Origin of the sequence: Burkholderia sp. FERM BP-3421, from assembly GCF_028657905.1 — a bacterium.
Lineage (GTDB): Bacteria > Pseudomonadota > Gammaproteobacteria > Burkholderiales > Burkholderiaceae > Burkholderia.
The window spans coordinates 1,545,115-1,566,186 of record NZ_CP117781.1 but is presented as its reverse complement, the minus strand read 5'-3'; the positions used below and the strand labels follow the sequence as shown (position 1 = coordinate 1,566,186).

General features: G+C 66.2%; 16 protein-coding genes and 2 pseudogenes. 8 read left to right on the top strand and 10 right to left on the bottom strand.

Annotated elements, in window-relative coordinates:
• Positions 1-100 precede the first annotated feature (100 nt).
• Positions 101-352, top strand: a pseudogene (locus Bsp3421_RS09910) (integrase core domain-containing protein); the annotation flags it as partial.
• Here the strand turns inward: Bsp3421_RS09910 and Bsp3421_RS09905 are convergent.
• The 6 genes from Bsp3421_RS09905 to Bsp3421_RS09880 form a co-directional block, all read right to left on the bottom strand.
• Positions 349-630 (bottom strand): hypothetical protein, encoded by a 282-nt coding sequence (locus Bsp3421_RS09905; RefSeq protein ID WP_273995743.1) that lies wholly within the window; start codon positions 628-630, stop codon positions 349-351. The pseudogene Bsp3421_RS09910 and the gene Bsp3421_RS09905 overlap by 4 nt on opposite strands.
• Before the next feature lie 186 nt (positions 631-816).
• Positions 817-1,794, bottom strand: coding sequence for a hypothetical protein (locus Bsp3421_RS09900; RefSeq protein ID WP_273995742.1), 978 nt, complete (start codon positions 1,792-1,794; stop codon positions 817-819).
• A gap of 193 nt (positions 1,795-1,987) precedes the next feature.
• Positions 1,988-2,548, bottom strand: a complete 561-nt coding sequence (locus Bsp3421_RS09895) for a hypothetical protein (protein ID WP_273995740.1) — start codon at positions 2,546-2,548, stop codon at positions 1,988-1,990.
• A gap of 382 nt (positions 2,549-2,930) precedes the next feature.
• A complete protein-coding gene (locus Bsp3421_RS09890) occupies positions 2,931-4,178 on the bottom strand; it encodes a cytochrome c (RefSeq protein WP_273998339.1) in 1,248 nt (415 codons plus the stop codon).
• A 5-nt stretch (positions 4,179-4,183) separates the two neighbouring features.
• A complete protein-coding gene (locus tag Bsp3421_RS09885) occupies positions 4,184-4,885 on the bottom strand; it encodes a (2Fe-2S)-binding protein (RefSeq protein ID WP_273995739.1) in 702 nt (233 codons plus the stop codon).
• Positions 4,882-7,782 carry a xanthine dehydrogenase family protein molybdopterin-binding subunit gene (locus Bsp3421_RS09880; RefSeq protein WP_273995738.1) on the bottom strand — a complete coding sequence of 967 codons (2,901 nt, stop codon included), beginning with the start codon at positions 7,780-7,782 and terminating at the stop codon, positions 4,882-4,884. The genes Bsp3421_RS09885 and Bsp3421_RS09880 overlap by 4 nt, the downstream gene beginning before the upstream one ends.
• Positions 7,783-8,254: 472 nt before the next feature.
• Between Bsp3421_RS09880 and Bsp3421_RS09875 the strand changes: the two genes are divergently transcribed.
• Complete coding sequence (locus Bsp3421_RS09875) at positions 8,255-9,148, top strand: LysR family transcriptional regulator (RefSeq protein WP_273995737.1); 894 nt, start codon at positions 8,255-8,257, stop codon at positions 9,146-9,148.
• Positions 9,149-9,161: 13 nt separating this feature from the next.
• Here the strand turns inward: Bsp3421_RS09875 and Bsp3421_RS09870 are convergent, their stop codons facing one another.
• Positions 9,162-9,902 (bottom strand): sulfite exporter TauE/SafE family protein, encoded by a 741-nt coding sequence (locus Bsp3421_RS09870; protein ID WP_273995736.1) that lies wholly within the window; start codon positions 9,900-9,902, stop codon positions 9,162-9,164.
• Between the two features lie 418 nt (positions 9,903-10,320).
• The gene (locus Bsp3421_RS09865) at positions 10,321-11,319 is read right to left on the bottom strand and encodes an aldo/keto reductase (protein WP_273995735.1); all 999 of its coding nucleotides are present in this window, start codon (positions 11,317-11,319) and stop codon (positions 10,321-10,323) included.
• Positions 11,320-11,459: 140 nt separating this feature from the next.
• Between Bsp3421_RS09865 and Bsp3421_RS09860 the strand changes: the two genes are divergently transcribed.
• A complete protein-coding gene (locus tag Bsp3421_RS09860; protein ID WP_273995734.1) occupies positions 11,460-12,371 on the top strand; it encodes a LysR family transcriptional regulator in 912 nt (303 codons plus the stop codon).
• A 53-nt stretch (positions 12,372-12,424) separates the two neighbouring features.
• Here Bsp3421_RS09860 and Bsp3421_RS09855 read toward each other — a convergent pair whose 3' ends face one another.
• Positions 12,425-13,579, bottom strand: a complete 1,155-nt coding sequence (locus Bsp3421_RS09855; RefSeq protein ID WP_273995733.1) for a porin — start codon at positions 13,577-13,579, stop codon at positions 12,425-12,427.
• 380 nt (positions 13,580-13,959) lie between these two features.
• Here Bsp3421_RS09855 and Bsp3421_RS09850 point away from each other — a divergent pair.
• The 4 genes and pseudogenes from Bsp3421_RS09850 (at position 13,960) to Bsp3421_RS09835 (ending at position 17,920) form a co-directional block, all read left to right on the top strand.
• Positions 13,960-15,068: pseudogene (locus tag Bsp3421_RS09850) on the top strand (OpgC domain-containing protein).
• A gap of 66 nt (positions 15,069-15,134) precedes the next feature.
• Complete coding sequence (locus Bsp3421_RS09845; protein WP_273995731.1) at positions 15,135-15,977, top strand: alpha/beta hydrolase; 843 nt, start codon at positions 15,135-15,137, stop codon at positions 15,975-15,977.
• Between the two features lie 221 nt (positions 15,978-16,198).
• On the top strand, positions 16,199-17,404 hold the full coding sequence (gene gltS / locus Bsp3421_RS09840; protein WP_273995729.1) for a sodium/glutamate symporter: 1,206 nt from the start codon (positions 16,199-16,201) through the stop codon (positions 17,402-17,404).
• Between the two features lie 117 nt (positions 17,405-17,521).
• Positions 17,522-17,920 (top strand): DUF427 domain-containing protein, encoded by a 399-nt coding sequence (locus Bsp3421_RS09835; RefSeq protein WP_273995727.1) that lies wholly within the window; start codon positions 17,522-17,524, stop codon positions 17,918-17,920.
• Positions 17,921-17,951: 31 nt separating this feature from the next.
• Here the strand turns inward: Bsp3421_RS09835 and Bsp3421_RS09830 are convergent, their stop codons facing one another.
• Complete coding sequence (locus Bsp3421_RS09830; protein ID WP_273995726.1) at positions 17,952-18,176, bottom strand: hypothetical protein; 225 nt, start codon at positions 18,174-18,176, stop codon at positions 17,952-17,954.
• 514 nt (positions 18,177-18,690) lie between these two features.
• Between Bsp3421_RS09830 and Bsp3421_RS09825 the strand changes: the two genes are divergently transcribed.
• Positions 18,691-21,060: an ATP-binding protein gene (locus Bsp3421_RS09825; RefSeq protein ID WP_273995725.1), complete on the top strand. Its 2,370-nt coding sequence runs from the start codon at positions 18,691-18,693 to the stop codon at positions 21,058-21,060.
• The last annotated feature ends 12 nt before the right edge of the window (positions 21,061-21,072 follow it).

Below are 21,072 nucleotides of genomic sequence, written 5' to 3'. Positions count from 1 at the left end.
CGCACGCGAGGCATGCAAGACATCGCTGACATCCACCGCGATCCGCTACGCGGAGCTGACGGACGACGCCATCGCGGTCATTCTGAGCACGGGCCGTGTCATTGGCAGCCGGGGCGACAGCTACGACAATGCGCTGGCTGAAACGATCGACGGCCTGTGCAAGACGGAACTGATTCATCGGCGCGCCCCTTGGAAAACGAGGGAATCCGTCGAACTGGCAACGCTGGAATGGGTGGCCTGGTACAACCATCATCGCCTGATGGAACCGCTCGGCTATATCCCGCCTGCTGAAGCTGAGGCAAACTACTACAGGCAATTCAGAAATGCCGCTGACGTGTCCGCATTAACTTAAACCAACCAGCCTCCACGATTCCCGGTACGGTTCATTCCGGTGCGAACACTGTGGCCCCACCAGTTGATGAAACTGGACTGACCGGGGCGCGACCATTGGGCCACCGCACGGTTTGCCTGGGCTTGCGGGATCTTGCCGATGCCCGCCAGCGTGCGGGTTGTTGCCGAGTTCCCGGTCCTAAAATGCTCTGGATCGATCAGAGCCACGCACGCGACATCGCCATCCCGACGGCGGCCGGGCGCATCGAAGCGATTGTCATCGATATGACGGCCGTCCATGAATTGCGAACTGCCCGCCGGGCGAAAATCGTCGATGACCTGTTTCGTGGCGTGACCAAGCCGTTGACCGCGACCAGACCGGCCAGCTTCGGCATGATTGTCCGGCGCGCAGCGCTGCCGCGCAGCCGGCGACAGCTTGCGATATGGGGCCCTCGATCAAATCAAACCGAGTGCCCCATCCATCAATCAAAGGCCCTTGGTTGGAATGGTGCTGAAGAGCGTTTTCATAAACGGCTTCCCCGTTGTCGAGTACATCCACATCGTGTACTCCATACCGAATCCGACCGTAACTTTTTCAGCCTCGATCACCGAAACCGGAAGCTGAAAAACGACAAACTCACCATTTGGAATACTTCCAGTGTATTTGTCAGCCGTATAAATCCACGAGACATTCGCCTGGCCATTTTGGCGCTGGTCAACGCTCAGATTCGGCATGGATCTCGACGAACCGAAACTAAACGAGGGAGACAGGCTAACCGCGCCCTTGGGATCAATCGACCCGCCAAAACTGAATCCGTCATTGTAGCCAATCGTCCCCACCGAACTTGATGGCGTGACTGTAGAGACAGATACGCCGCCAAGACTTGTACATTCGTATGGCAAGGACGGCGCTCTTCCGCCACTGACGAAGCAAGCAAATTTCGGATCCTTGTATGTGTTCTCGTCGGATGAATCACTATAGACCCGCAATTTATCCAGGCCGGAATCATGCGCGAAAACTCTGATGCCGACAGATTTCGAGAGTGTGTTTGACGCATTGCACTCACCTTTCGGATTTGATTGACCCGCGCTATTACCCCTTTTTTGATAGAGGACATCTCCACTGCACTGCTTGTAGGCATTTCCAAGAACTTGAACGGCCAACCTTGGGATACCGTCGCTACCCTTCCAGATAACGCTGACAATCTCGCCAGACATGCTGGCGTAATTTAGATTCTTTCCGTTGTTTGGCACTCCGTCATCGGAGGGAGATGATGCAATCGATGTCCTGGTATACGAGCACGCCATTTTTCCTTTGTTCTGGGACGCCAGTTTATTCGCGTCCGCGCATGCCAGGCCGATATCCTCAAACTTCGAGGTGGAAAAATTTGAGGCAGCCATCACATCGAAAATAAAGAATTGAGAAAAAATCAATGCCGATAAGGCAACTTTTACGTCATTCATATCGATCCCTTTTTATTAAAAAACACCTTGACCGCCCGGCGGCGCCATGCGCCTTCTTGGCGGCTCAAAGAATCCCGCTACCCATGCAAATTTTGAATTGAGTGCCCGGCGACGGGAAATTCAAGTCTTCCGGTCGAAATTAATTCGCCCATGGTTCTTCGCGGCACCTTCGCCGCAATTCAGCAGGAAGGCGTCATTTCACCGTCACGTAATAATTGACGCTACCCGTCAGCACCGGGATAGGAACGCTTGGAGGCGTATTAGGCGGAAGAAGGCTTGGGTCTTGATAATAAATGACGCTCCCGCCCAAAAAGATACTCCCAGCCGTGCTTTTTGGCGAGATTTGGACCAATGGCCGAAACTCGATATCCCCTTTTACGTTAACCACGCCATTTGCCTGAGGATCAATCTTGCACTGCAACTCGGTATTGCTGGCATTTGTCTTGCAATTGGTCGCCAAGCTGATACTGTTGCTCACAACAGCAACCGTGTATTGAGGCAAGAAAGTAAACGTATTGGGAGGCGCCGTGAATATCACATCCAAAGGCTCCCGTCCAAAATGAATGGGATCCGAGCCGGGAACGGTCAGCTTATATTTGACGCTAACCAATAATACTTGACCAGGCACTCCGCCAGCATTGGCCGGAGGACCATCTTGAGCAAAAATGGGCGGACCTGCCATTGCCGCCGTCGATCCAAAAAGCAGGGCACCCCAAAAAACCAGAGCAGACACCAATGACGATAGCCTCGGCATGATTAAACACTCCTTGAATTATATTTTCATGGCCCTTATAATTCCTGAACATCGCAACGAATGACACCGCGATTGTGAAGGGGGCGCAAAAACACTTTCAAATACGCCTCAACACCATTTCAAAATAATTTCTAATCGCCCGAGAAAGCATAAGCAATACGACACACTTCTTTCCAATTGCGACTTTATGCACTTCGGATATCTAATTTTTAATAAATCGCCAATTTGCTTCTTCGCGCCGTTTAATTTTGATTGCTGTCGCACAAACGCGCTTGGAAGCGAGACGGCTTACCTTGTTAACCGCCAATCCCCCTAAAGCAAAAACGGCGGAGCCCCCACCGGGACCCCGCCGTCTCAATCCAACCAGCCCTACACCCCATCCTCAGCGCAACGCCTTCACATCCCTCGCACTGACATTCGCCGGCTGCCCGCCCCAGCTTGCCCTGAGGTAATTCGCGAGCAACGCCAGATCCTGATCGCCGAGCGTCCGCGCGAACCCCGGCATCGCCTGCATGTTCTCGACCCCGGCGAACCGCTGCTCCTCGATCCCATCGAGCATCGCGACCAGCAGGTTGTGCGGATCGGCCTGTCTGAGCGTCGAATTCCCGCGCATCGGCACGGCCACATGCGGCTTGCCCTCGCCGGACAGTCCATGACACCCCGCACACACCGCGAGATACACCGAACGCCCCGCCGCGAGCTGCGCGGCATCCGCCGAAACAGCCTTGAGCGGTTCCGGCGCGGGCGGCGTATCGCCCATCAAATACACCGACAACGCGCGCAAATCATCCTGCGTCATATATTGCGTGCTCAGATGCACGACCGGATACATCTCGCCGAACGCCGACCCTTGCTGCGCGATCCCGACACCGAACAGCGTCTGCAGATCGGCCCCGGTCCAGCCACGCGCGGCCAGCCCCGTCGGCGTGATATCCGGCGCGATCACGCGCCCGAGCGCCGCGCCATGCAGCGGCTTGGCCTTATCCAGCTGCCCGAACACCCCGCGCGGCGTATGACACTCCGCGCAATGCCCCAGCGCATTCGCCAGATACCGCCCGCGCTGCCAATCCGCCGACTTCCCCCGCGACGCATCGGGCAGCGTGTCCGACAGGAACATCATGTTCCAGACCGCCATCCCGAAGCGCATGTTGTACGGGAAGCTCAGCTCGTGCGCGCGGCTCTCGACCGCCACCGGCTTCACCGTCATCAGATACGCATACATCGCGTCGGTATCCGCGCGGCTCAGCTGCCGATACGACGTATAAGGCATCGACGGATACAACTGCTTGCCCGGCGCTTTCCCATCATGCAGCGCGGCATAAAACTCCGCCGCGCTCCACTTGCCGATCCCGTCATCCTTGTCCGGCGTGATGTTCGAGCCATAAAACGCGCCATACGGCGAATCGAGCTTCACCCCGCCCGCAAACGGCGCGCCGTCCTTCGCGGTGTGACAGGCCGCACAGTCGGCCACCTTCACGAGATATCGGCCGCGGGCGATCAATTCGGGCGTCGGCACGGCCGCAACGCTCGGCGTATCGTGCGAGCCGCACGCGGCGAGCGCCGCCGCGCACAGACCAAGCAGCGTCGCATGGCGCGCCGCGCGCGCGAACCGGGCCCCCAGTGTCGTCATCGTGCTCATGCCGCGTCCTTCACGAGTCCGGGCGTGCCGAGCACGAGATCCTTCACCGCCTCGTAATAGCGCACATACCCCGTGCAACGGCACAGATGCGGATTCAAGGCCTCGGTAATCACGCTCTCGACATCGGCGCGCGCGATCGGCGCGAGCTTCAGCCGTTCGAGCAGCACGGTCGCCGCATTGACGAACCCCGGCGTGCAGTACCCGCACTGGAAACTGAAGTGCTCCAGGAACTTCTGCTGGATCGGCGAAAGTTCGACCACGTCACCCGCGTCGTTGCGCTTCGCGTGCCCCTCGACCGTCCGCACCCGTCGGCCGTCGAAGAAATGCGCGCCGGTAATACACGTGCGCACTTCCTCGCTGCTGCCGTCCGGCTGATCGACGATCACGACGCACGCGTGACAAATACCCTGCCCGCACCCGAGCCGCGAGCCGGTCAGGCCGAGATACTCGTGCAGGAAATCGATCATCATGATCCCGGCCGGCACCGGCATCGGCCCGACCGACTGGCCATTGACCGTCATGCTGAGCGGCTGCGGCCGATACTGAACGAGCGGACGCTCGACCGGCGCGGCCGCAGACGCGCCGCTGGCCGGCGCGGCCGCAGCCGCACTCGCGGCCGAAGCGTTTTGAACCTGGGAAGCCGTCGGCGCGCCGGCGGCGCCCTGGGTCGCCGATGCGGCAGGTTGGGCGGCCGTCATGCAAGTACCTCCTGAATGTTCTGCGGGGTCACCGGCAAATCGGTGAAACGGTGGCCGATCGCGTGCGCGATGCCGTTGACGATCGCGCCGACGACCGGAATCATCACGACCTCGGCGACGCCCTTCGGCGGATCGGTTTCGGACAGCGGCGGCAGGGTTTCGCCGGTCTGCGACCAGACGGCGACGTCCTTCGCGCGCGGCAGCTGGTAGCGGTTGAAGTTCCACGTACCGTTGCCGGGGCCGTCCTCGTAAAGCGGCAGATATTCGTGCAGCGCGTGACCGATGCCCATCGCGAGGCCGCCTTGCAACTGCCCCGACACGAGTTGCGGCGAAATCTGGTTGCCGCACTCCATGATCGAGTGGTGCGTCAGCAGCTCGACCTGCCCGCTCGCTTCATGCACGGTCAGCTCGACCAGCGTGCCGACCGCCGTGTAATAGGTCACGGCCGCGTTGTTGCGTTGCACGGGCGGAATGAACACACGCCGACGGTCGAGCACGTGATAACCGTTCGCAGTCGTCGGCAACGTGGACTTCGCAACCGCCGCGGCCGGCTTGCGCGACGCAGGCGCAGGCGCCGCCGCCGCACCGCTCGCCGCGGCACCCGCCGGCGTCCCGCCGCCCGCGCCATAGCGCAGCGACAGCCCGTCGATCGGCAGCCGATCCACGGTCCCGCCGACCTCGAACTCGGCCTCGGTCCATTGCCAGCGGTTGAACACGTGGACGACCGCGCCCGTCGGCAGGCCCAGTTCATAGGCCTTCTTCACGAGCCGCTCATACGGCAGCGCCTCGAGCCCGGCGGCCGTCAGACTGCCGTCGACCCAGCGCGCGTCCTCGAAGCGCACGACGAGCGGCGCGGCCTGGCCGCCGCCGATGCCTTGCCCCCAGATCGCGAGCGCCGCCGGCCACAGGCCGTAGCGGAACACCGCGCGCGCGGCTTCCTGCGTGCTGTGCGTGAAATAGAACGCGGAATTGGTCGCGCTCGACGGCGACGCATAGCTCGGCGTCCAACGCGGGTTCGCGCTCAGCCGGTCCTGATCGGCCTGCGACATCAGGTACGGATCGCCGCTCGTGACGACCGGCAGATCCGGCCATTCGGTCACCGCGACGCGCACCTCGGCAGCCGGCCGCCCAAGCCACTTCGCGACCGCGACGGCCTGCGAGGTCGACATCCCGGTGCCGATCTCCGCGCCCGTGTGATGCAGCGTGATCGCGCCGTTCTCGTCGAACTCGACTTTCGCCAGCGACGCCTCGGCGCCCGTGCCGAAGTCTTTCTGCACGCACGCGAAGCCGACGCCATAGCGCCGCCCCGGATGCGCGGCTTCGTAATCGGCCTTCTTCTTCTCGCGCTGAGTCCACAGCGGATGCTTCTTCGCGCGCTCGAGCACTTCGTCGGCGCGCACCGCACCGGCCGGAATCGCGCCCTGCGTGTTCTTCATCCCGGAGCGCAGCACGTTGCGCAGCCGGAATTCGATCGGATCGATCCGCAATTGCGCCGCGATCTCGTCGATCGCCATCTCGGTCGCCGCCATGCTCTGCAGCGTGCCGTAGCCGCGTGCGGAACCCGCGTCGATCGCGCGCGAGGCGATCGCGACGGCGGTGAAGTCGTTCTTCGGGAAGTAATAGATCGATTGCGCGGCGGTCGCGCCGACCATCGCCACCGACGGCGAAAAATTGCAGCGTCCGCCGCCGTTCGCCTCGAAGTCGCCCTTGAACGACTTGAGCAAGCCGGTTTCGCGCTCGACCGCGATGCGGTAATGCATCTTGAACGCATGCCGCTTGAGCGAGGTCTGGAACTGTTCGAAGCGGTCGTTCGCGAGCCGCACCGGCCGCCCGTCGCCATACAGCGCGGCCACGAGCCCGTAGAACGGCATGTTGCAGTGGTCCTTCGAGCCGTAGCCGACCGTGTAGCACGGGTGCACGAACATCTGCCTGACCGGGAAGCGGCACTTCGCGGCCATGCCGGCCGCGTTCTCGACCACTTCGAGCGGCGACTGGGTCGGCACCACGAGGTGCAGGGTCTGGGTCGCCGCGTCGTACCAGCAGTTCGCGTTGTCGGGTTCGAGCGCGGCGGTGTCGACGGACTGGGTCTGGTATTCGCGGTCGAACACGAGCCAGCCGGCATCCGGCTGGTCGAGTTCGTGCGCGATCCCGGCCGCGTGGAACATGCCCTGCTCGTCGAGCTTGCCGTGTTCCTTGCCGTCCGGCCAGACGGGCTCGTGCTTGCGCATCATGCTCGGAAAGATCGGCGCGTCCTTGAGGCTCGAGAACACGTCGTCGTCGTACGGCGTCGCGCCGCCCACCCGCACGTAGCGGAAGGTGCCCCACGGGTCGCGTTCGAGCGGCCCGGTGCTCGCGCCGTAGCGGATCACGTCGTCACGGAATTTCAGCGTGCTCTTGGCGAAACTGAAGCGCGCGAAATCGTGATAGATGAGGATCGCGACCGCATGGCCGAGATACGCGGGCGTCTTGCCGGCCGGCAGCAGCATGTCGTCGCCGTAGAACGCCGGAAACGCGAGGCCGTCGCGCGCCAGGTCGTCGGCCGTCACGATCCGGTCGGGTTGCAGGTCGTCGCCGAGCGACGTCAGGTCGAAGCCCTGGTACACACTGTCGGCCCGCGTGGCGCGCAGCACCAGCGCATGGGCCTGTTCCTTCGGCCAGTGCGGCATGTCGGACGCGCGGATGTCGCGCGCGAACACCTTCGCGCCGGTGACTTTCGCGATGCCGTCGATGCGGAATTTGGCTTGGCCGGTGGCGCTGTTCCATTGCACCGGCGTCAGGATTTTCTCTTCGAATAGCGCCGCAAATGCGCGGCTGCCGATCGGCGCAACGTACACCGTCACGCCAGCCAGCACGCTGGCTTTCAGAAAAGCACGCCGCGACAGGCCGTGTTTTCTCATGGAATCCTCCTACTGCGGCGCGCCATGCGCACCGCGCCCGCCCGCGGGCGGCCGTCTCAGAAACACGAGCCGTTGTGGGGGCCGGCTCGCAAAGGCGCGCATTATCGCGCAGCGCGCCGGCAAGCGGCTATGGTTTACTTCACATCCCGAGATTATCGGAATGCTTATGTGTCGAGCGGCGGCGGGCGGAGGAACGCCGCCCGCTCAGCAATACGGCTCGATCAGTACAGAATAGGCAACCGCGGCGCCCACGCAGAGGAAGAACAGGTGCAGCGCGATCTTGAACGACGCGAACCAGGACGGATCGTTGCGCATAGAAAGCTCCAGGCTGGCGAACGGTTCTCATCATGCGGCCGCGTCGATGCGCGCAACATGCGGAAGCGGCGAAGCGCCGCTCAGGCACAGACTGAACGCGCGGGCGCGCATTCCTGTTACCGTATCGGCCGAACAACACTCATCCCGCCCCAACACCATGCGATTCGATCTGACCGATCTGCGCCTGTTCATGCACGTCTGCGAAGCGGGCAGCATCACGGGCGGCGCCGAGCGCACCCATATCACGCTGCAATCCGCGAGCGAGCGGATTCGCGGCATGGAAGACGAACTGGGCGTGCCGCTCCTGCATCGCACCCGGAACGGCGCGCAGCCTACCGATGCGGGCCGCTCGCTCGAACACCACGCACGCGCGGTGCTGCAGCAGATCGAGCAGATGCGCGGCGAGCTGCAGCAGTACGGCGAGGGCCTGCGCGGCCATATCCGGCTGCTGTGCAACACCGCGTCGCTGAGCGAATACCTGCCCGAAGCCCTCGCCGCCTACCTGCCCCGCCATCCCAAGCTGACGATCAGCGTCGAGGAGCGCTCCAGCCAGGACATCGTCCATGCGATCCGCAACCGGGTCGCCGAATTCGGCATCGTCGCCGATTCGGTCGGGCTCGACGGGCTCGAACAGATCCCGTTCCGCGAGGATTGGCTGATCGGGATCGCGGCCGCCGGCCATCCGCTCGCGCGCCACGAACAGATCGCGTTCGCGGATCTCATCGACACGGATTTCATCGGCATGACGGACGGCAGCGCGCTGCAGGTGCACCTCGCCGAGCAGGCGAAGGCGCTCGGCAAGCGGATCCACTACCGGGTCCAGCTGAAGAGCTTCGACGCGATCTGCCGGCTGGTCGCGAGCGGCGTCGGCATCGGCGTGGTGTCGCGGCACGCGGCGCTGCGGGCGCGCGCGACCATGGACGAACTTCGCTTGGTGGAACTGACGGACAGCTGGGCGCACCGCAAGCTCACGCTCTGCGCGCGGCGCTTCGAGGACTTGCCCCGGCATACGCGCGATTTCATCGCATTCCTGTCGAACCCGCCGCAGTGAGGCGCGGCCGCCGTCATGCGCGCGCGGCCAGCATCATGTATACGCCGAGCGCGGCGAGCCCCGCGAAGAAGCAGCGCCGGAATGCGCGTTCGCTGATCACGCGCCGCAGGGCCTGGCCCAGCGCCATGCCGGCCAGCGCGGGCACGAGCGCGAGCGCCGACAGCCCGAGATCGACCGGCTGCAGGCTCGACGACAGGCCCAGTTGGACCGCGAGCGCGAGCGTCGAGGCGGTAAACGACAGGCCCAGCGCCTGAATCAGATCGTCCCGGCCGAACCGCAGCGACTGCAGATACGGCACGGCGGGAATCACGAACACGCCGGTCGCGGCCGTGACCGCGCCGGTCAGGTAGCCCACGAGCGGCGACAGCCAGATCTCGTGGCGGCCCGGTTCGGGCAGGCGTGCGGCCGCGAGGCCCCAGGCGCCGTAGGCGGCCAGCACCGCGCCCAGCGCCGCATGGGTCCACGCGGGCGCGGCGGCAAGGGTCGGCAGCCCGCCGACGAGCGTCCCGGCGACGAGGCCCGCGATCAGCGTCCACAACCGGCGCAGCAGCGCGCGCACCGACGGCCCGAGCAGCAATTGCCAGACATTGGTCACGAACGACGGCACCAGCAACAGGCTCGCCGCCGCCGCGGGCGGCATCGCGAAACTCAGCAGGCCCATCGCGATGGTCGGCAGCCCGAGCCCGACCAGCCCTTTCACGAGGCCCGCCAGCAGGAACACGCTCGCGACGATCGCGGCCGGCTCGACATGCATGCGCCTCTCCTTGTGACGGCATCCAAGGCGCGATGATCGCAGCGCGAGACCGCGAAGACCTATGCGGCTTTGCCTGAGCATTCCTGAGGCGACGCCCGCCGGTCCCGGGTTCGGGTTCGGGTTCGGGTTCGGGTTCGGGTTCGGGTTCGGGTTCGGGTTCGGGTTCGGGTTCGGGCTTGCCGCTGCTTGCTGTCTGGATATCCCGTTCACACGGTGCGGATAGCCTCCGCGGCCCGGGGACGCCCCAACTTATGCGGCCTCGCCCGAGCGATTCAGACGCAGCGCACAGCGCTTCGCCCAGTCCCGCCGCTTGCTGCCGGGCGCCCAATCCGCGTGTTCGGACAACCTTCTCGGCCCCGGGCGCCCCAACCCGTACGCCCCGCCGCCCAAGCAACCAGGAGGCCGCCCGCCGCCTCGCTCAGCCCCGCCGCTCGCTGTCGAGATGCGCCATCTGCGCATCCGGATAGCGTTCTCCGGCCGCCGCGCCGGCCGGCACCGCGGCCTCGATGCGCGCGAGGTCGTCGGCCGTGAGGCGCAGTTCGAGCGCGGCGGACAGGTCGGCCAGCTGCGCGCGCCGACGGGCGCCGACAAGCGGCACGATGTCCACGCCGCGCGACAGCGCCCACGCGATCGCGACCCGCGCCGGATTGCTGTCGCGCGCGACGGCGATGTCGCGCAGCGCCTCGACGAGCCGCAGGTTGTGGTCGAGGTTCGCCCCCGAGAAACGCGGGCTCGCGCCGCGGAAGTCGCGCTCGCCCTCGCGCGCCTTCGTCCATTGCCCGCCGAGCAGCCCGCGCGACAGCACCCCGTAGGCGGTCACGCCGATTCCCGCCGCCCGGCAGGCCGGCAGGATCTCCGCCTCGATCCCACGCGACAGCAGCGAGTACTCGATCTGCAGATCGCTGATCGGCGCGACGGCCGCCGCGCGGCGCACCGTCTCCGCGCTGGCCTCGGACAGTCCGATATGACGCACGTAGCCGGCCTTCACGAGGTCCGCGATCGCGCCGACCGTCTCCTCGATCGGCACCGTCGGATCGACGCGCGACGGCCGGTAGATGTCGACGTAATCGGTGTCGAGCCGCTTCAGCGTGTACGCGAGGAAGCTGCGCACCGCGGCCGGACGGCCGTCGTAGCCGAGGAACGCGCCCGCCGGATCGCGCAGCGCGCCGAACTTCACGCTCAGCACCACGGCTTCGCGCTGCCGGCCCCGCAACGCGTCGCGAATCAGCAGTTCATTCGCGCCCATGCCGTAGAAATCGCCGGTGTCGAGCAGGGTCACGCCGGCATCGAGCGCGGCGTGCAGCGTCGCGATGCTCTCCTCGCGATCGGCCGGCCCATAGAAATCGGACATGCCCATGCAGCCGAGGCCGAGGGCGGAAACGCGCGGGCCGGTGCGGCCGAGTTGACGGGTATCCATCGTGTGCTCCTTGCTTGATCGGGTGGGAATGAACGCATTCTGGGCGGTCGCCGCGCGCCGATAAACGCGCGTTCCCCAACCAAATCGTTCGACGCCGGTTAACAATGGCGCTTTCCCTTCACCCGCCGGACGTCTCCCTCATGGATCACCTGCAATCGATGCGCATCTTCGTGCGCGTCGCCCACCTCGGCAGTTTCACGAAGGCGGCCGAACAACTGCTGATGCCGCGCCCCACCGTCAGCAATGCCGTGCAATACCTGGAAAAGCATCTGGGCGTTCGTTTGCTGCAACGCACCACGCGACGCGTCGCCCTGACGCCGGAGGGCGCGACCTATTACGAGCGCTGCGTGCGCCTGCTGGCCGACCTCGACGATACGGAATCGCTGTTCGACGGCGCGGGCGCGACGCCGCGCGGGGTGATCCGGGTCGATCTGCCGGAGCGGCTCGCGCTGTACAAGGTGATTCCGGCGCTGCCCGCGTTCCATGCGCGCTATCCGGACATCCGCATCGTGCTGAGCGCGTCCGACCGCTACGTCGACCTGATCGCGGAAGGCATCGATTGCGCGGTGCGGGTGGGCGCGCTGAGCGACACCTCGCTCGTCGCGCGGCGGATCGGCGAGATCGCGCAACTCAACTGCGCGGCGCCCGACTATCTGGCGCGCCACGGCACGCCGCGCACGCCGGACGACCTGCCGGACCATGTCGCGGTCGGCTATTTCTCGACCCGCACCGGGCGCGAGCTGGACTGGGAGTATCGGGACAGGGACAGCGGTGAAAACCGCACGGTGAAGATGCGCAGCGTGGTCGCGGTCAGCAGTTCGCAGGCGTACCTGGCGTGCTGCCTGGCGGGCCTCGGGATGATCCAGGCACCGCGCGACAGCCTCGGCGAGGCGCTCGCCTCGGGCCGGCTGGTCGAGGTGCTGGCGGACTGGCAGGCGGACGCGCTGCCGGTGTCGGTGGTGTTTCCGCATGGCCGGCAGGTGCCGCCGCGCGTGCGGATCTTCATCGACTGGGTCGCGGAAACGCTCAGCCGGCCCATGCAGGCCGGCTGAGCGCAATCCCGCCGAGACGCGAACGGGCGGACGCCCGCTCGCACAACGGCCGCTTAGAACTTGTGGCGAATCGCCGCGCGGACCGCGAACTGGTTCGACGAAGCCGACGGGCCGTCCGTGCCGACCACGTAGCCACCGTCGAGGATCGTGCCGGTCTTGTCGCCCGCGACCTTCTGCCATGCGCCTTGCAGGTAGACGTCGGTGCGCTTCGACAGGTTGTAGTCCGCCATCACGCCGACGGTGTGGTACTTCGGCTTCACGCTGTTGTTCGCGTCGAACTTGGCGTCGGTGTACACGTATTGCGCGCCGATGAAGAATGCCGGCGTCAGTTGGTACATGCCGTTGATTTCGAAGTTCTGGAACTTCGTCGCCGTCACGCCGAGCGCCGCCAGCGAGAAGCTCGTCGGCAGATACACGGTCGAGACCGGATTCTTGATGTCCGTCTTCGTGTAGACGAAGCCGACCGTCGCCGGGCCGAACGTGTAGTTGATGCCGCCGCCGAAGATGCGCAGGCGGTCAGCCGTGAAATTCGCGTCGTTGGTCGCGATCGCGCCGCCCGTCGACTTGCCCGGGTTGTTCGCCTGCAGGTAGGCTGCCGCGAGGTTCAGGCCGGCCAGTTGGTACTGCGCGCCGATGCTGTACTGGCGGTTGTTCGAGAAGCCGGTGTCATTGCTGAAGCTGTACGTGCCGCCGAAGGTCAGGCCGTTGAAGTTCGGGCTCGCGTACTTCACCGTGTTGTTCACGCGGAACGAGTTGTCGGTGTTGTCGTTGTCATACGGGTGCGAGAAGAACGTGCCGCCCCAGTTGCCGTTCGCGGTCAGCGGCGCCAGGTAGTCGACCAGCGAGTCGTACTGGCGGCCCAGCGTCAGCGTACCGTACTGCGCGTGCGACAGGCCGACGAATGCCTGACGGCCGAACATGCGGCTGCCTTGCCCCAGGCCTCCGTTGTTCACGTCAAAGCCGTTTTCCAACGTGAAGATCGCCTTCAGGCCGCCACCGAGATCTTCGGTGCCGCGCAGGCCCCAACGGCTGCCCTGCGCGTAGCCGCTCGCCAGCTTGTAGCTGGTCTTGCCCTGGCCGTTCACGCTGACATTGTTCGTGTAGTTGAAGCCTTCGTCGATCACGCCGTACAGCGTGACGCTGCTTTGCGCGAAAACCGGTGCGGCGCAGGCGACGAGTGCGGCTGCGGCAATGACGTGTTTCTTCATGTTGGAATCTCCAGACCTTATTGATTGTTTGCCTCTTGACGAGGCCTTCACGCGATTTCTTTTATTCATGCCCGTTTCGGGCCGCCGACCCCCGATCCACCCGGGATTCGTGCAGTGCGCGCAATAGTGTCATGCAAAAAATAACGAGTCCACGTTAAGGCACCACTTTTTTACAGCACGTTGCAAATTGCCAACTACGCTGTAAGGTACCCTGCGCGCCGGCCTTGCCACGCCGGGCGCGGCCGGCCGCCATTCGCGTAAACCCGTGATTTGCGCCATCAATGGCAAAATGCGCGACCATCGTCATTTCGTCACGGTCTTATGCTGTCGTTCCCCGTCATGCGTTTCCCACTTCCCGCCGCCCGCGCGGCCGGCCGCGCATGAACGCAGCCGCCTCATCGCCGCAGCGCTACCTGGAACTCGATTTCTTTCGCGGCCTGGTGTTGCTCGTCATCATGGTCGACCACATCGGCGGCAGCATCCTGTCGCGCGTGACGCTGCACGCCTACGCGCTGTGCGATGCGGCCGAGGTGTTCGTGTTCCTCGGCGGCTTCGCGACCGCGATCGCGTACAACTCGCTCGCGGAACGCAAGACCGTCGCGGCCGCGCGCCAGCGCTTCATCCGGCGCGCGTTCGAGATCTACCGCGCGTTCCTCGTCACGGCCGGCCTGATGCTGCTGATCACCGCGGTGCTGAACGCGCTCGCGATCGACGGCCCGAACATGCCGACCAACGATCTCGAGGGCCTGCTGCACACCACACGCCGCTCATCGTGCTGCGCGACATCCTGCTGTTCCGCCGCCAGCCCTATCTCGCCTCGGTGCTGCCGATGTATGCGTTCTTCGCGCTGCTGGTGCCGCTCGCGCTGCCGGTCGCGCGCAACCGGCCCTGGCTGCTGCTCGCGGTCAGCGTGCTGCTGTGGCTGTCCGCGCGCCGCATCTCCGGCTACCTGCCGACCGTCGGCGGCATGCCGTGGGACTTCAATCCGTTCGCCTGGCAGCTGCTGTTCGTGCTCGGCGTGCTCGCGCGCTGCCAGCCGATCTATCCCGCGCTGTCGAAGCCGCCGCTCGGCTGGCTGATCACGGTCGCGGCGCTCGCGGGCGTCGCGGCGGGCGCGTACTACCGCCTGCGCATCGAGCCGTTCCCCGCCGATCCGTCGCTCAAGCAGAACCTCGGCGCGCTGCGCCTCCTGAATTTCCTCGCGATCGCCTGGCTCGCCGCCAAGCTGGTGCACCTCGGCTGGATGCACACGATCGCCCACGCGATGCCCTGGATCGGCACGATCGGCCGCCAGGGCCTGCTGTGCTTCGTGGCCGGCACCGCGATCTCGCTCGCCGTCGATTCGCTGCTGTACTACACGACCGGCGGCTATCTCAACGTGCCGCTCGGCCTCGCCGCCGACGCCGCCGCGATCGGCCTCCTGTACGTGGTCGCGAAACTGTACGCCCCGCTCGTCGCGCGGCGGCCGTTCACGGCGCGCAAGCGCTGAAAACGCCCGGCAACCGTCATCGGCACCTGCTAGCATTACCAGAGCTTTATTCCGACACTTTTTTTCATGCGCCGATTTCTCGTTGCCGCCCTGGCCGCCCTGTGCGCGGCCTGCTCGTTCAGCGCGGCCGCCGCGCCGGGCAGCGTCGTCACCCGTACGTTCCGTTCCGCCGCGCTGCACCGCGACTGGTCCTACATCGTTTACCTGCCCGCCGGCTACAACCCCGAAGGCGCCCGCTACCCGGTGCTGTACCTGCTGCACGGCAATGCCGGCGACGCCAACGACTGGGTCACGCAGGGCCGCCTGCCGCTCACCGCGGACGCGCTGATCGAGCGCAAGGAGATCCCGCCCGTCGTGATCGTGATGCCGCAAGGCGGCACCGACTGGTACGTCGACCGCAAGGAACGCATGCAGACCGCCTTCCTCGACGATCTGATCCCCGACGTCGAGGCCCATTACGCGGTGTCGAACCAGCGCGCGGGGCGCGCGATCGGCGGCGTGTCGATGGGCGGCTACGGCGCGCTGCGCTTCGCGCTGCTCGAACCGGAGCGGTTCTGCGGCGCGCTGCTGCTGAGCCCCGCGATCTACTCGGGCGAACCGCCGTCGACCTCGGCCGCGCGCTATGTCGGCGTGTTCGGCGACCGGCAGTTCGATCCGAAGGTCTGGCACGAACTCAATTACCCGGCGCTGTGGCGCGGCTACTTCGCGCAGCCGCTGCGGCTGCCGATGTTCATCGCGGCCGGCGACGACGACCTGTCGATCCAGGCCGAGTCCAGCTACCTGTATACCCACCTGCGCCGCGCGCAGAACCCCGCCGCGCTGCGCATCATCGACGGCGCGCACACCTGGGACGTATGGCGACGCCTGATCGGCCCCGCGCTCAAGTACACGCTGGAATGCGTCAAGTAGACGAGCACGCAGGCGGCGGGCGGCCTCGCCCGCTGTTTTCCCCCCATTAAGCGACCCGGCCGCCGGCACGCCCCCGCGCCGGCCCCGGTTGCACCAGGGAGTTGCGCCGTCCGGGACGGTCGGACACAATCTCCCGCGTCGCGCGGCCCGCGTCGAAGTCGTCCGAATCGTCGCGCGGCCCGGCGCCCCGCCGTCCTGTTCAACGCTTACCGGTGCGCCTCATGCAAATCGATACCTACGGAACCCTGGTCGCGGCCACGCTCGTCCTCCTGCTCGGCCACGCGCTCGTGTCGCGCCTCGCCGTCCTGCGCGCCTACACCATTCCCGAGCCGGTCGCGGGCGGCCTCGTAATCGCGCTCGCGCTGACCGCGCTGCGCGGCGTGGGCGGCGTCGAAGTCCGCTTCGACGCCGCCTTGCAGACCCCGCTGATGCTCGCGTTCTTCGCATCGATCGGCCTCAACGCGAAACTGTCGACGCTCAAGTCCGGCGGCCCGATGCTGCTGCGCTTCCTGCTCGTCGTGCTCGGCCTGCTGGTCCTGCAGGACGCGCTCGGGATCGGACTCGCCAAGGCGATCGGGCTCGACCCGCTGCTCGGCCTGCTGGCGGGCTCGATCACGCTGTCGGGCGGCCACGGCACGGGCGCGGCGTGGAGCAAGGTATTCGCCGAGCGCCACGGCCTGCAGTCGGCCACCGAGGCGGCGATCGCCTGCGCGACCTTCGGCCTCGTGCTGGGCGGGCTGCTCGGCGGCCCTGTCGCGCGCCTGCTGACGCGCCGCCTGCGCACGCCGCAGCCGGTCGCGGCCGACGGCCGGCACGACGCCGACGACACCGGTTTCGAACATCCGCGCGACCAGCAGTCGATGACGCCCGCCGCCTTCATCAACACCGTCGCGCTGTTCGCGATCGCGCTGTCGGGCGGCACCGCGATCGAAGCCGCGATCCGCGGCACCGCGTTCGAGCTGCCGACCTTCGTCTGCGTGCTGTTCGTCGGCGTAGTGCTGAGCAACGGGCTCGCGCTGTTCGGCGGGCGCGTGTCCGAGCATGCGGTCGCGCTGCTCGGCAACGTGAGCCTGTCGCTGTTCCTCGCCATGGCGCTGATGACGCTGCGGCTGTGGGAACTGACCTCGCTCGCCTTGCCGATGGTGATCCTGCTGGTCGCCCAGACGTTGCTGATGGTCGTCTACGCGGTGTTCGTCACGTTCCGCCTGATGGGCGCGAACTATGACGCGGCGGTGCTCGCGGCCGGCCACTGCGGCTTCGGGCTCGGCGCGACGCCGACCGCGATCGCCAACATGCAGGCGGTCACCGCGCGCTTCGGCCCGTCGCATCTGGCGTTCGTGATCGTGCCGATGGTCAGCGCGTTCTTCATCGACATCGCGAACGCGATCGTGATCAAGCTGTTCCTCGCGCTGCCGATCTATGGCTGACGACGCGCGCCGGCGCGCAGGCGGATCGCCGCGGATGCCCCCTGGCGCGTCAGGGTCGCGCACGCGGCGGCGGAAAACGGTGTACAACACCGCTATTCCCGTCCGCCGAGGTGCCCCATGTCCACCGATGCAGGCCACACCGACCGTCCCGTCCGGATCCCCGGCCCCGATCATCCGATCACGATCGAGCCCCATCCCGGGCGCGTCGTGGTCACCGTCGCGGGCCATGTGATCGCCGACACGCGCCGCGCGCTCGCGCTGCGCGAAGCCAGCTATCCGCCCGTGCTCTACATCCCGCGCGAGGACGCCGACATGACGCAGCTCGCGCACACCGACCACACGACCTACTGCCCGTACAAGGGCGATTGCGCGTACTTCTCGATTCCCGCCGGCGGCCCGCGCGCGGTCGACGCGGTGTGGAGCTACGAGCATCCGTACCAGGCGGTCGAGGCGATCCGCAACCATCTCGCGTTCTACCCGGACCGCATCGATACGCTCGAATCGCGGCCGGACTGAGCCCGGCCGCCTCCGCTGAGCGCCTCGGCGCTCAGCGCACGCGCATCAGCAGCGTGCGCGGATGCGTCGCGCCGCGCGCAGCGATCGACAGCGCGGCGCGCGCATAGCCGTTGCCCGGCGCATCCGCGCAATCGAGCAGCGCCCGCGCGCCCGCCATCCCCGCGTTGTCGGCCGCGATCAGCGCAGTGGGGCCCAGGCGCGGCTCCAGTGCGCGCAACACCGGCAGATACGCGGACTTCGCGCCATCGAGGAACACGAAGTCGATCGCCTCGGGCGCGTGGTCGCGTGGTCGCGTGGTCGCGTGGTCGCGTGGTCGCGTGGTCGCGCAGCGTGCGTTCGCCCGCGCGGATCACGCTCGCGGCGGAGCGGTTGCGCGCGCGACGAAACCCTGACCGACACCGCGCATGCCGCCGGCTCCTTCGACGCCGCGCACATGGTGCATGCCTGGCATCGCGCGTGCGGTCTCGCGCCTTCCGCCTTCCGCCTTCCGCCTATCACGCGATCGCGATGCTCGCGCGCTGACCGTCGACGCCTCAATAAAAATGGTATCGATTAACGGCGCGAAAAACCGGAACTTTAGGCTTCCCCGGCAAAAAAGCCGCGCTTTTCACACGCGCGCGTCCCTGTTCGAGTTTTTTCGCGGCGAGCCCCCGCGAATCCGCTTCGGGTCATCGCGCCGTCATATCCGCACCACAATAATCCCGTCGCGCTTCCTTCTGACAAATTCACAACAAGCGCGTTGTTGACCAGCTTCGCCCGGGGAATTCCACATGACCATTCGTCACCGTATCACCCTGCTCGTGGTGTTGATGTTCGTTGCGCTGTCGGCGATCGGCGGCTACGCCGTCTACCAGACCCGCCGCAGCGCCGTCGATGTCCGGCAGGTCACGCAGGGCGTCGTGCCGAGCGCACTCGCCTCCGCCGACCTCGTTTCCCAAGTGAAGGACGTGCAGCTCGCGACGATGACGCTCGTCTACGCGCCGGACGCGAACATGGCGAACCAGGCCCGCACCGAACTCAAGGACAAGCAGGACACGCTGAGCCGCGCGCTCGACGTGCAGGCGCGCGCGGCGGCCAGCCATGCGCAGACGGGGCTCGTCGCGCAGGCGCGCGACAGTCTCGCGAACTACTTCGGCGCGATCGGCGAGATCGAGAAGATGAAGGCGGCCGGCCAGGACGCGCTCGCGCAGGCATCGCTGTTCGCGAACGTCGCGCAGTACCGCGACGAACTGGAAGGCATCGTCGGCACGCTGCGGGTCGAGAAGAACCGCCAGAAGGACGATGCGATCAGCGCGCTGAACGGCATGCTGTCGACCACCACCACCGCGATCGCGGGCGTGACCGGCGCGGCCGTGCTGCTGCTCACGCTGATCGGCGCGCTGCTGTATCGCCAGATCACGCGCCCGCTGAGCCGGATGCAGTCGATGATGAGCGAGATCGCGTCGAACCAGGACTTCACGCGGCGCGTACCGGTGGGCCGGATGGACGAGATCGGCCATTCGATCGTCGCGTTCAACGGCATGATCGAGAAGATCCAGCACAGCTCCGCGCAGCTCAAGCAGAAGACGGCCGACATCCAGGCCATGCTGCAGAACATGCAGCAGGGCATCCTGACGATCGTCGACGGCGCGCGCGTGCACGCCGAGTACTCGACCTACCTCGAAGCCATCTTCGAGACGAACGACATCGCCGGCCGGCCGGTGATGGACCTCGTGTTCGCACCGGCGGAACTGGGCGCCGACACCCGCGCGCAGATCGACGCGGCGATCCACGCGTGCCTCGGCGAGGACGGCATCAACTTCGCCTTCAACCAGCACCTGCTGCTGAACGAAGTCGTGATGACGATGCCGGACGGCCGCCGCAAGACGCTCGACCTGAGCTGGTCGGCCATCACCGACGACCACGACACCGTGATGCGCCTGATGCTGTGCGTGCGCGACGTGACCGAGCTGCGCGCGCTCGAAGCCGAGGCCGGCGAGCAGAAGCGCCGCCTCGAGATGATCGGCGAGATCCTGGCGATCAGCGAGGAGAAATTCCATCAGTTCGTGCACAGCGCGTCGGGCTTCATCCACGACAACGAGCGCATCATCCGCCAGTACACGCATGCCGACCGCGCGGCGGTCGACGAGCTGTTCCGCAACATGCACACGATCAAGGGCAATGCGCGCACCTACAGCCTGCAACACCTGACGAGCGTCGTCCACGAGACAGAGCAGCGCTACGACCAGCTGCGCCGCCAGGCCGCCGAGCATGCGTGGGACCAGCAGGTGCTGATCGAGGATCTCGCGCGCGTGAAGGACGCGCTCGAACACTACGCGCGGATCAGCACCGACAGCCTGGGCCGCAAGCGCGCGGGCGACGACGGCCGCGCGGACGGCTACCTGCGCATCGAGCGCAGCCGGCTCGAACACAGCCTCGCGCTGCTCGACGCGGCCGACCCGGCCGACGCGCGCGCGCTGCTGAGCATGCGCGATTCGGTGCGCCACGCGCTGCGCCTGATCGACACCGAGACCGTGGAAGACGCGTTGGCCGGCGTGCTCGCGTCGCTGCCCTCGCTCGCGCGCGAGCTGGGCAAGACGCCGCCCGTCGTGACGCTCGACGACAACGGCTACCGGCTGCGCGGGCCCGCCGCGCCCGTGCTGAAGAATGTCTTCATGCACCTGCTGCGCAACGCGCTCGATCACGGGCTCGAAACGCCCGACGAACGCGCGGCGGCGGGCAAGCCGGCCGCGGGCGAAATCACGCTGGAGGTCGGCATCGACGAGCGCGCGCTGCAATTCACGCTCAGCGACGACGGCCGCGGCCTCGCGCTCGCGCGGATTCGCGACATCGCGATCGCGCGCGGCTGGCTCGCGCCGGACGCCGAGGCCGACGACGATGCGATCGCCGCTTTCATCTTCCGGCCCGGCTTCTCGACCGCCGAGCATGTGACCGAGGTCTCGGGGCGCGGCGTCGGGATGGACGCCGTGCGCGACTTCCTCGCGCGCGAACACGGCCGCATCGAACTGCGCTTCACCGACGACCGGGCCGGCGCGCCGTTCCGTCGTTTCCAGACCATCGTCCACCTGCCCGAAAGCTGGGCCGTCGACAGTGTCGGCGCGGGCGCGCAGCCGCTGCGGCTCGACGCGCTGTCGGACTGAGCACGCAGGAGC

What these genes read in the sequence shown, in the direction of transcription:
- Bsp3421_RS09870 (WP_273995736.1), bottom strand. Translation starts at nt 9,902, where the DNA reads ATGCATGTCGAGCCGGCCGCGATCGTCGCGAGCGTGTTCCTGCTGGCG.
- Bsp3421_RS09905 (WP_273995743.1), bottom strand. Translation starts at nt 630, where the DNA reads ATGGACGGCCGTCATATCGATGACAATCGCTTCGATGCGCCCGGCCGC.
- Bsp3421_RS09860 (WP_273995734.1), top strand. Translation starts at nt 11,460, where the DNA reads ATGGATCACCTGCAATCGATGCGCATCTTCGTGCGCGTCGCCCACCTC.
- Bsp3421_RS09890 (WP_273998339.1), bottom strand. Translation starts at nt 4,178, where the DNA reads ATGACGACACTGGGGGCCCGGTTCGCGCGCGCGGCGCGCCATGCGACG.
- Bsp3421_RS09880 (WP_273995738.1), bottom strand. Translation starts at nt 7,782, where the DNA reads ATGAGAAAACACGGCCTGTCGCGGCGTGCTTTTCTGAAAGCCAGCGTG.
- Bsp3421_RS09825 (WP_273995725.1), top strand. Translation starts at nt 18,691, where the DNA reads ATGACCATTCGTCACCGTATCACCCTGCTCGTGGTGTTGATGTTCGTT.
- Bsp3421_RS09845 (WP_273995731.1), top strand. Translation starts at nt 15,135, where the DNA reads ATGCGCCGATTTCTCGTTGCCGCCCTGGCCGCCCTGTGCGCGGCCTGC.
- Bsp3421_RS09895 (WP_273995740.1), bottom strand. Translation starts at nt 2,548, where the DNA reads ATGCCGAGGCTATCGTCATTGGTGTCTGCTCTGGTTTTTTGGGGTGCC.
- Bsp3421_RS09835 (WP_273995727.1), top strand. Translation starts at nt 17,522, where the DNA reads ATGTCCACCGATGCAGGCCACACCGACCGTCCCGTCCGGATCCCCGGC.
- gltS (WP_273995729.1), top strand. Translation starts at nt 16,199, where the DNA reads ATGCAAATCGATACCTACGGAACCCTGGTCGCGGCCACGCTCGTCCTC.
- Bsp3421_RS09855 (WP_273995733.1), bottom strand. Translation starts at nt 13,579, where the DNA reads ATGAAGAAACACGTCATTGCCGCAGCCGCACTCGTCGCCTGCGCCGCA.
- Bsp3421_RS09875 (WP_273995737.1), top strand. Translation starts at nt 8,255, where the DNA reads ATGCGATTCGATCTGACCGATCTGCGCCTGTTCATGCACGTCTGCGAA.
- Bsp3421_RS09885 (WP_273995739.1), bottom strand. Translation starts at nt 4,885, where the DNA reads ATGACGGCCGCCCAACCTGCCGCATCGGCGACCCAGGGCGCCGCCGGC.
- Bsp3421_RS09900 (WP_273995742.1), bottom strand. Translation starts at nt 1,794, where the DNA reads ATGAATGACGTAAAAGTTGCCTTATCGGCATTGATTTTTTCTCAATTC.
- Bsp3421_RS09865 (WP_273995735.1), bottom strand. Translation starts at nt 11,319, where the DNA reads ATGGATACCCGTCAACTCGGCCGCACCGGCCCGCGCGTTTCCGCCCTC.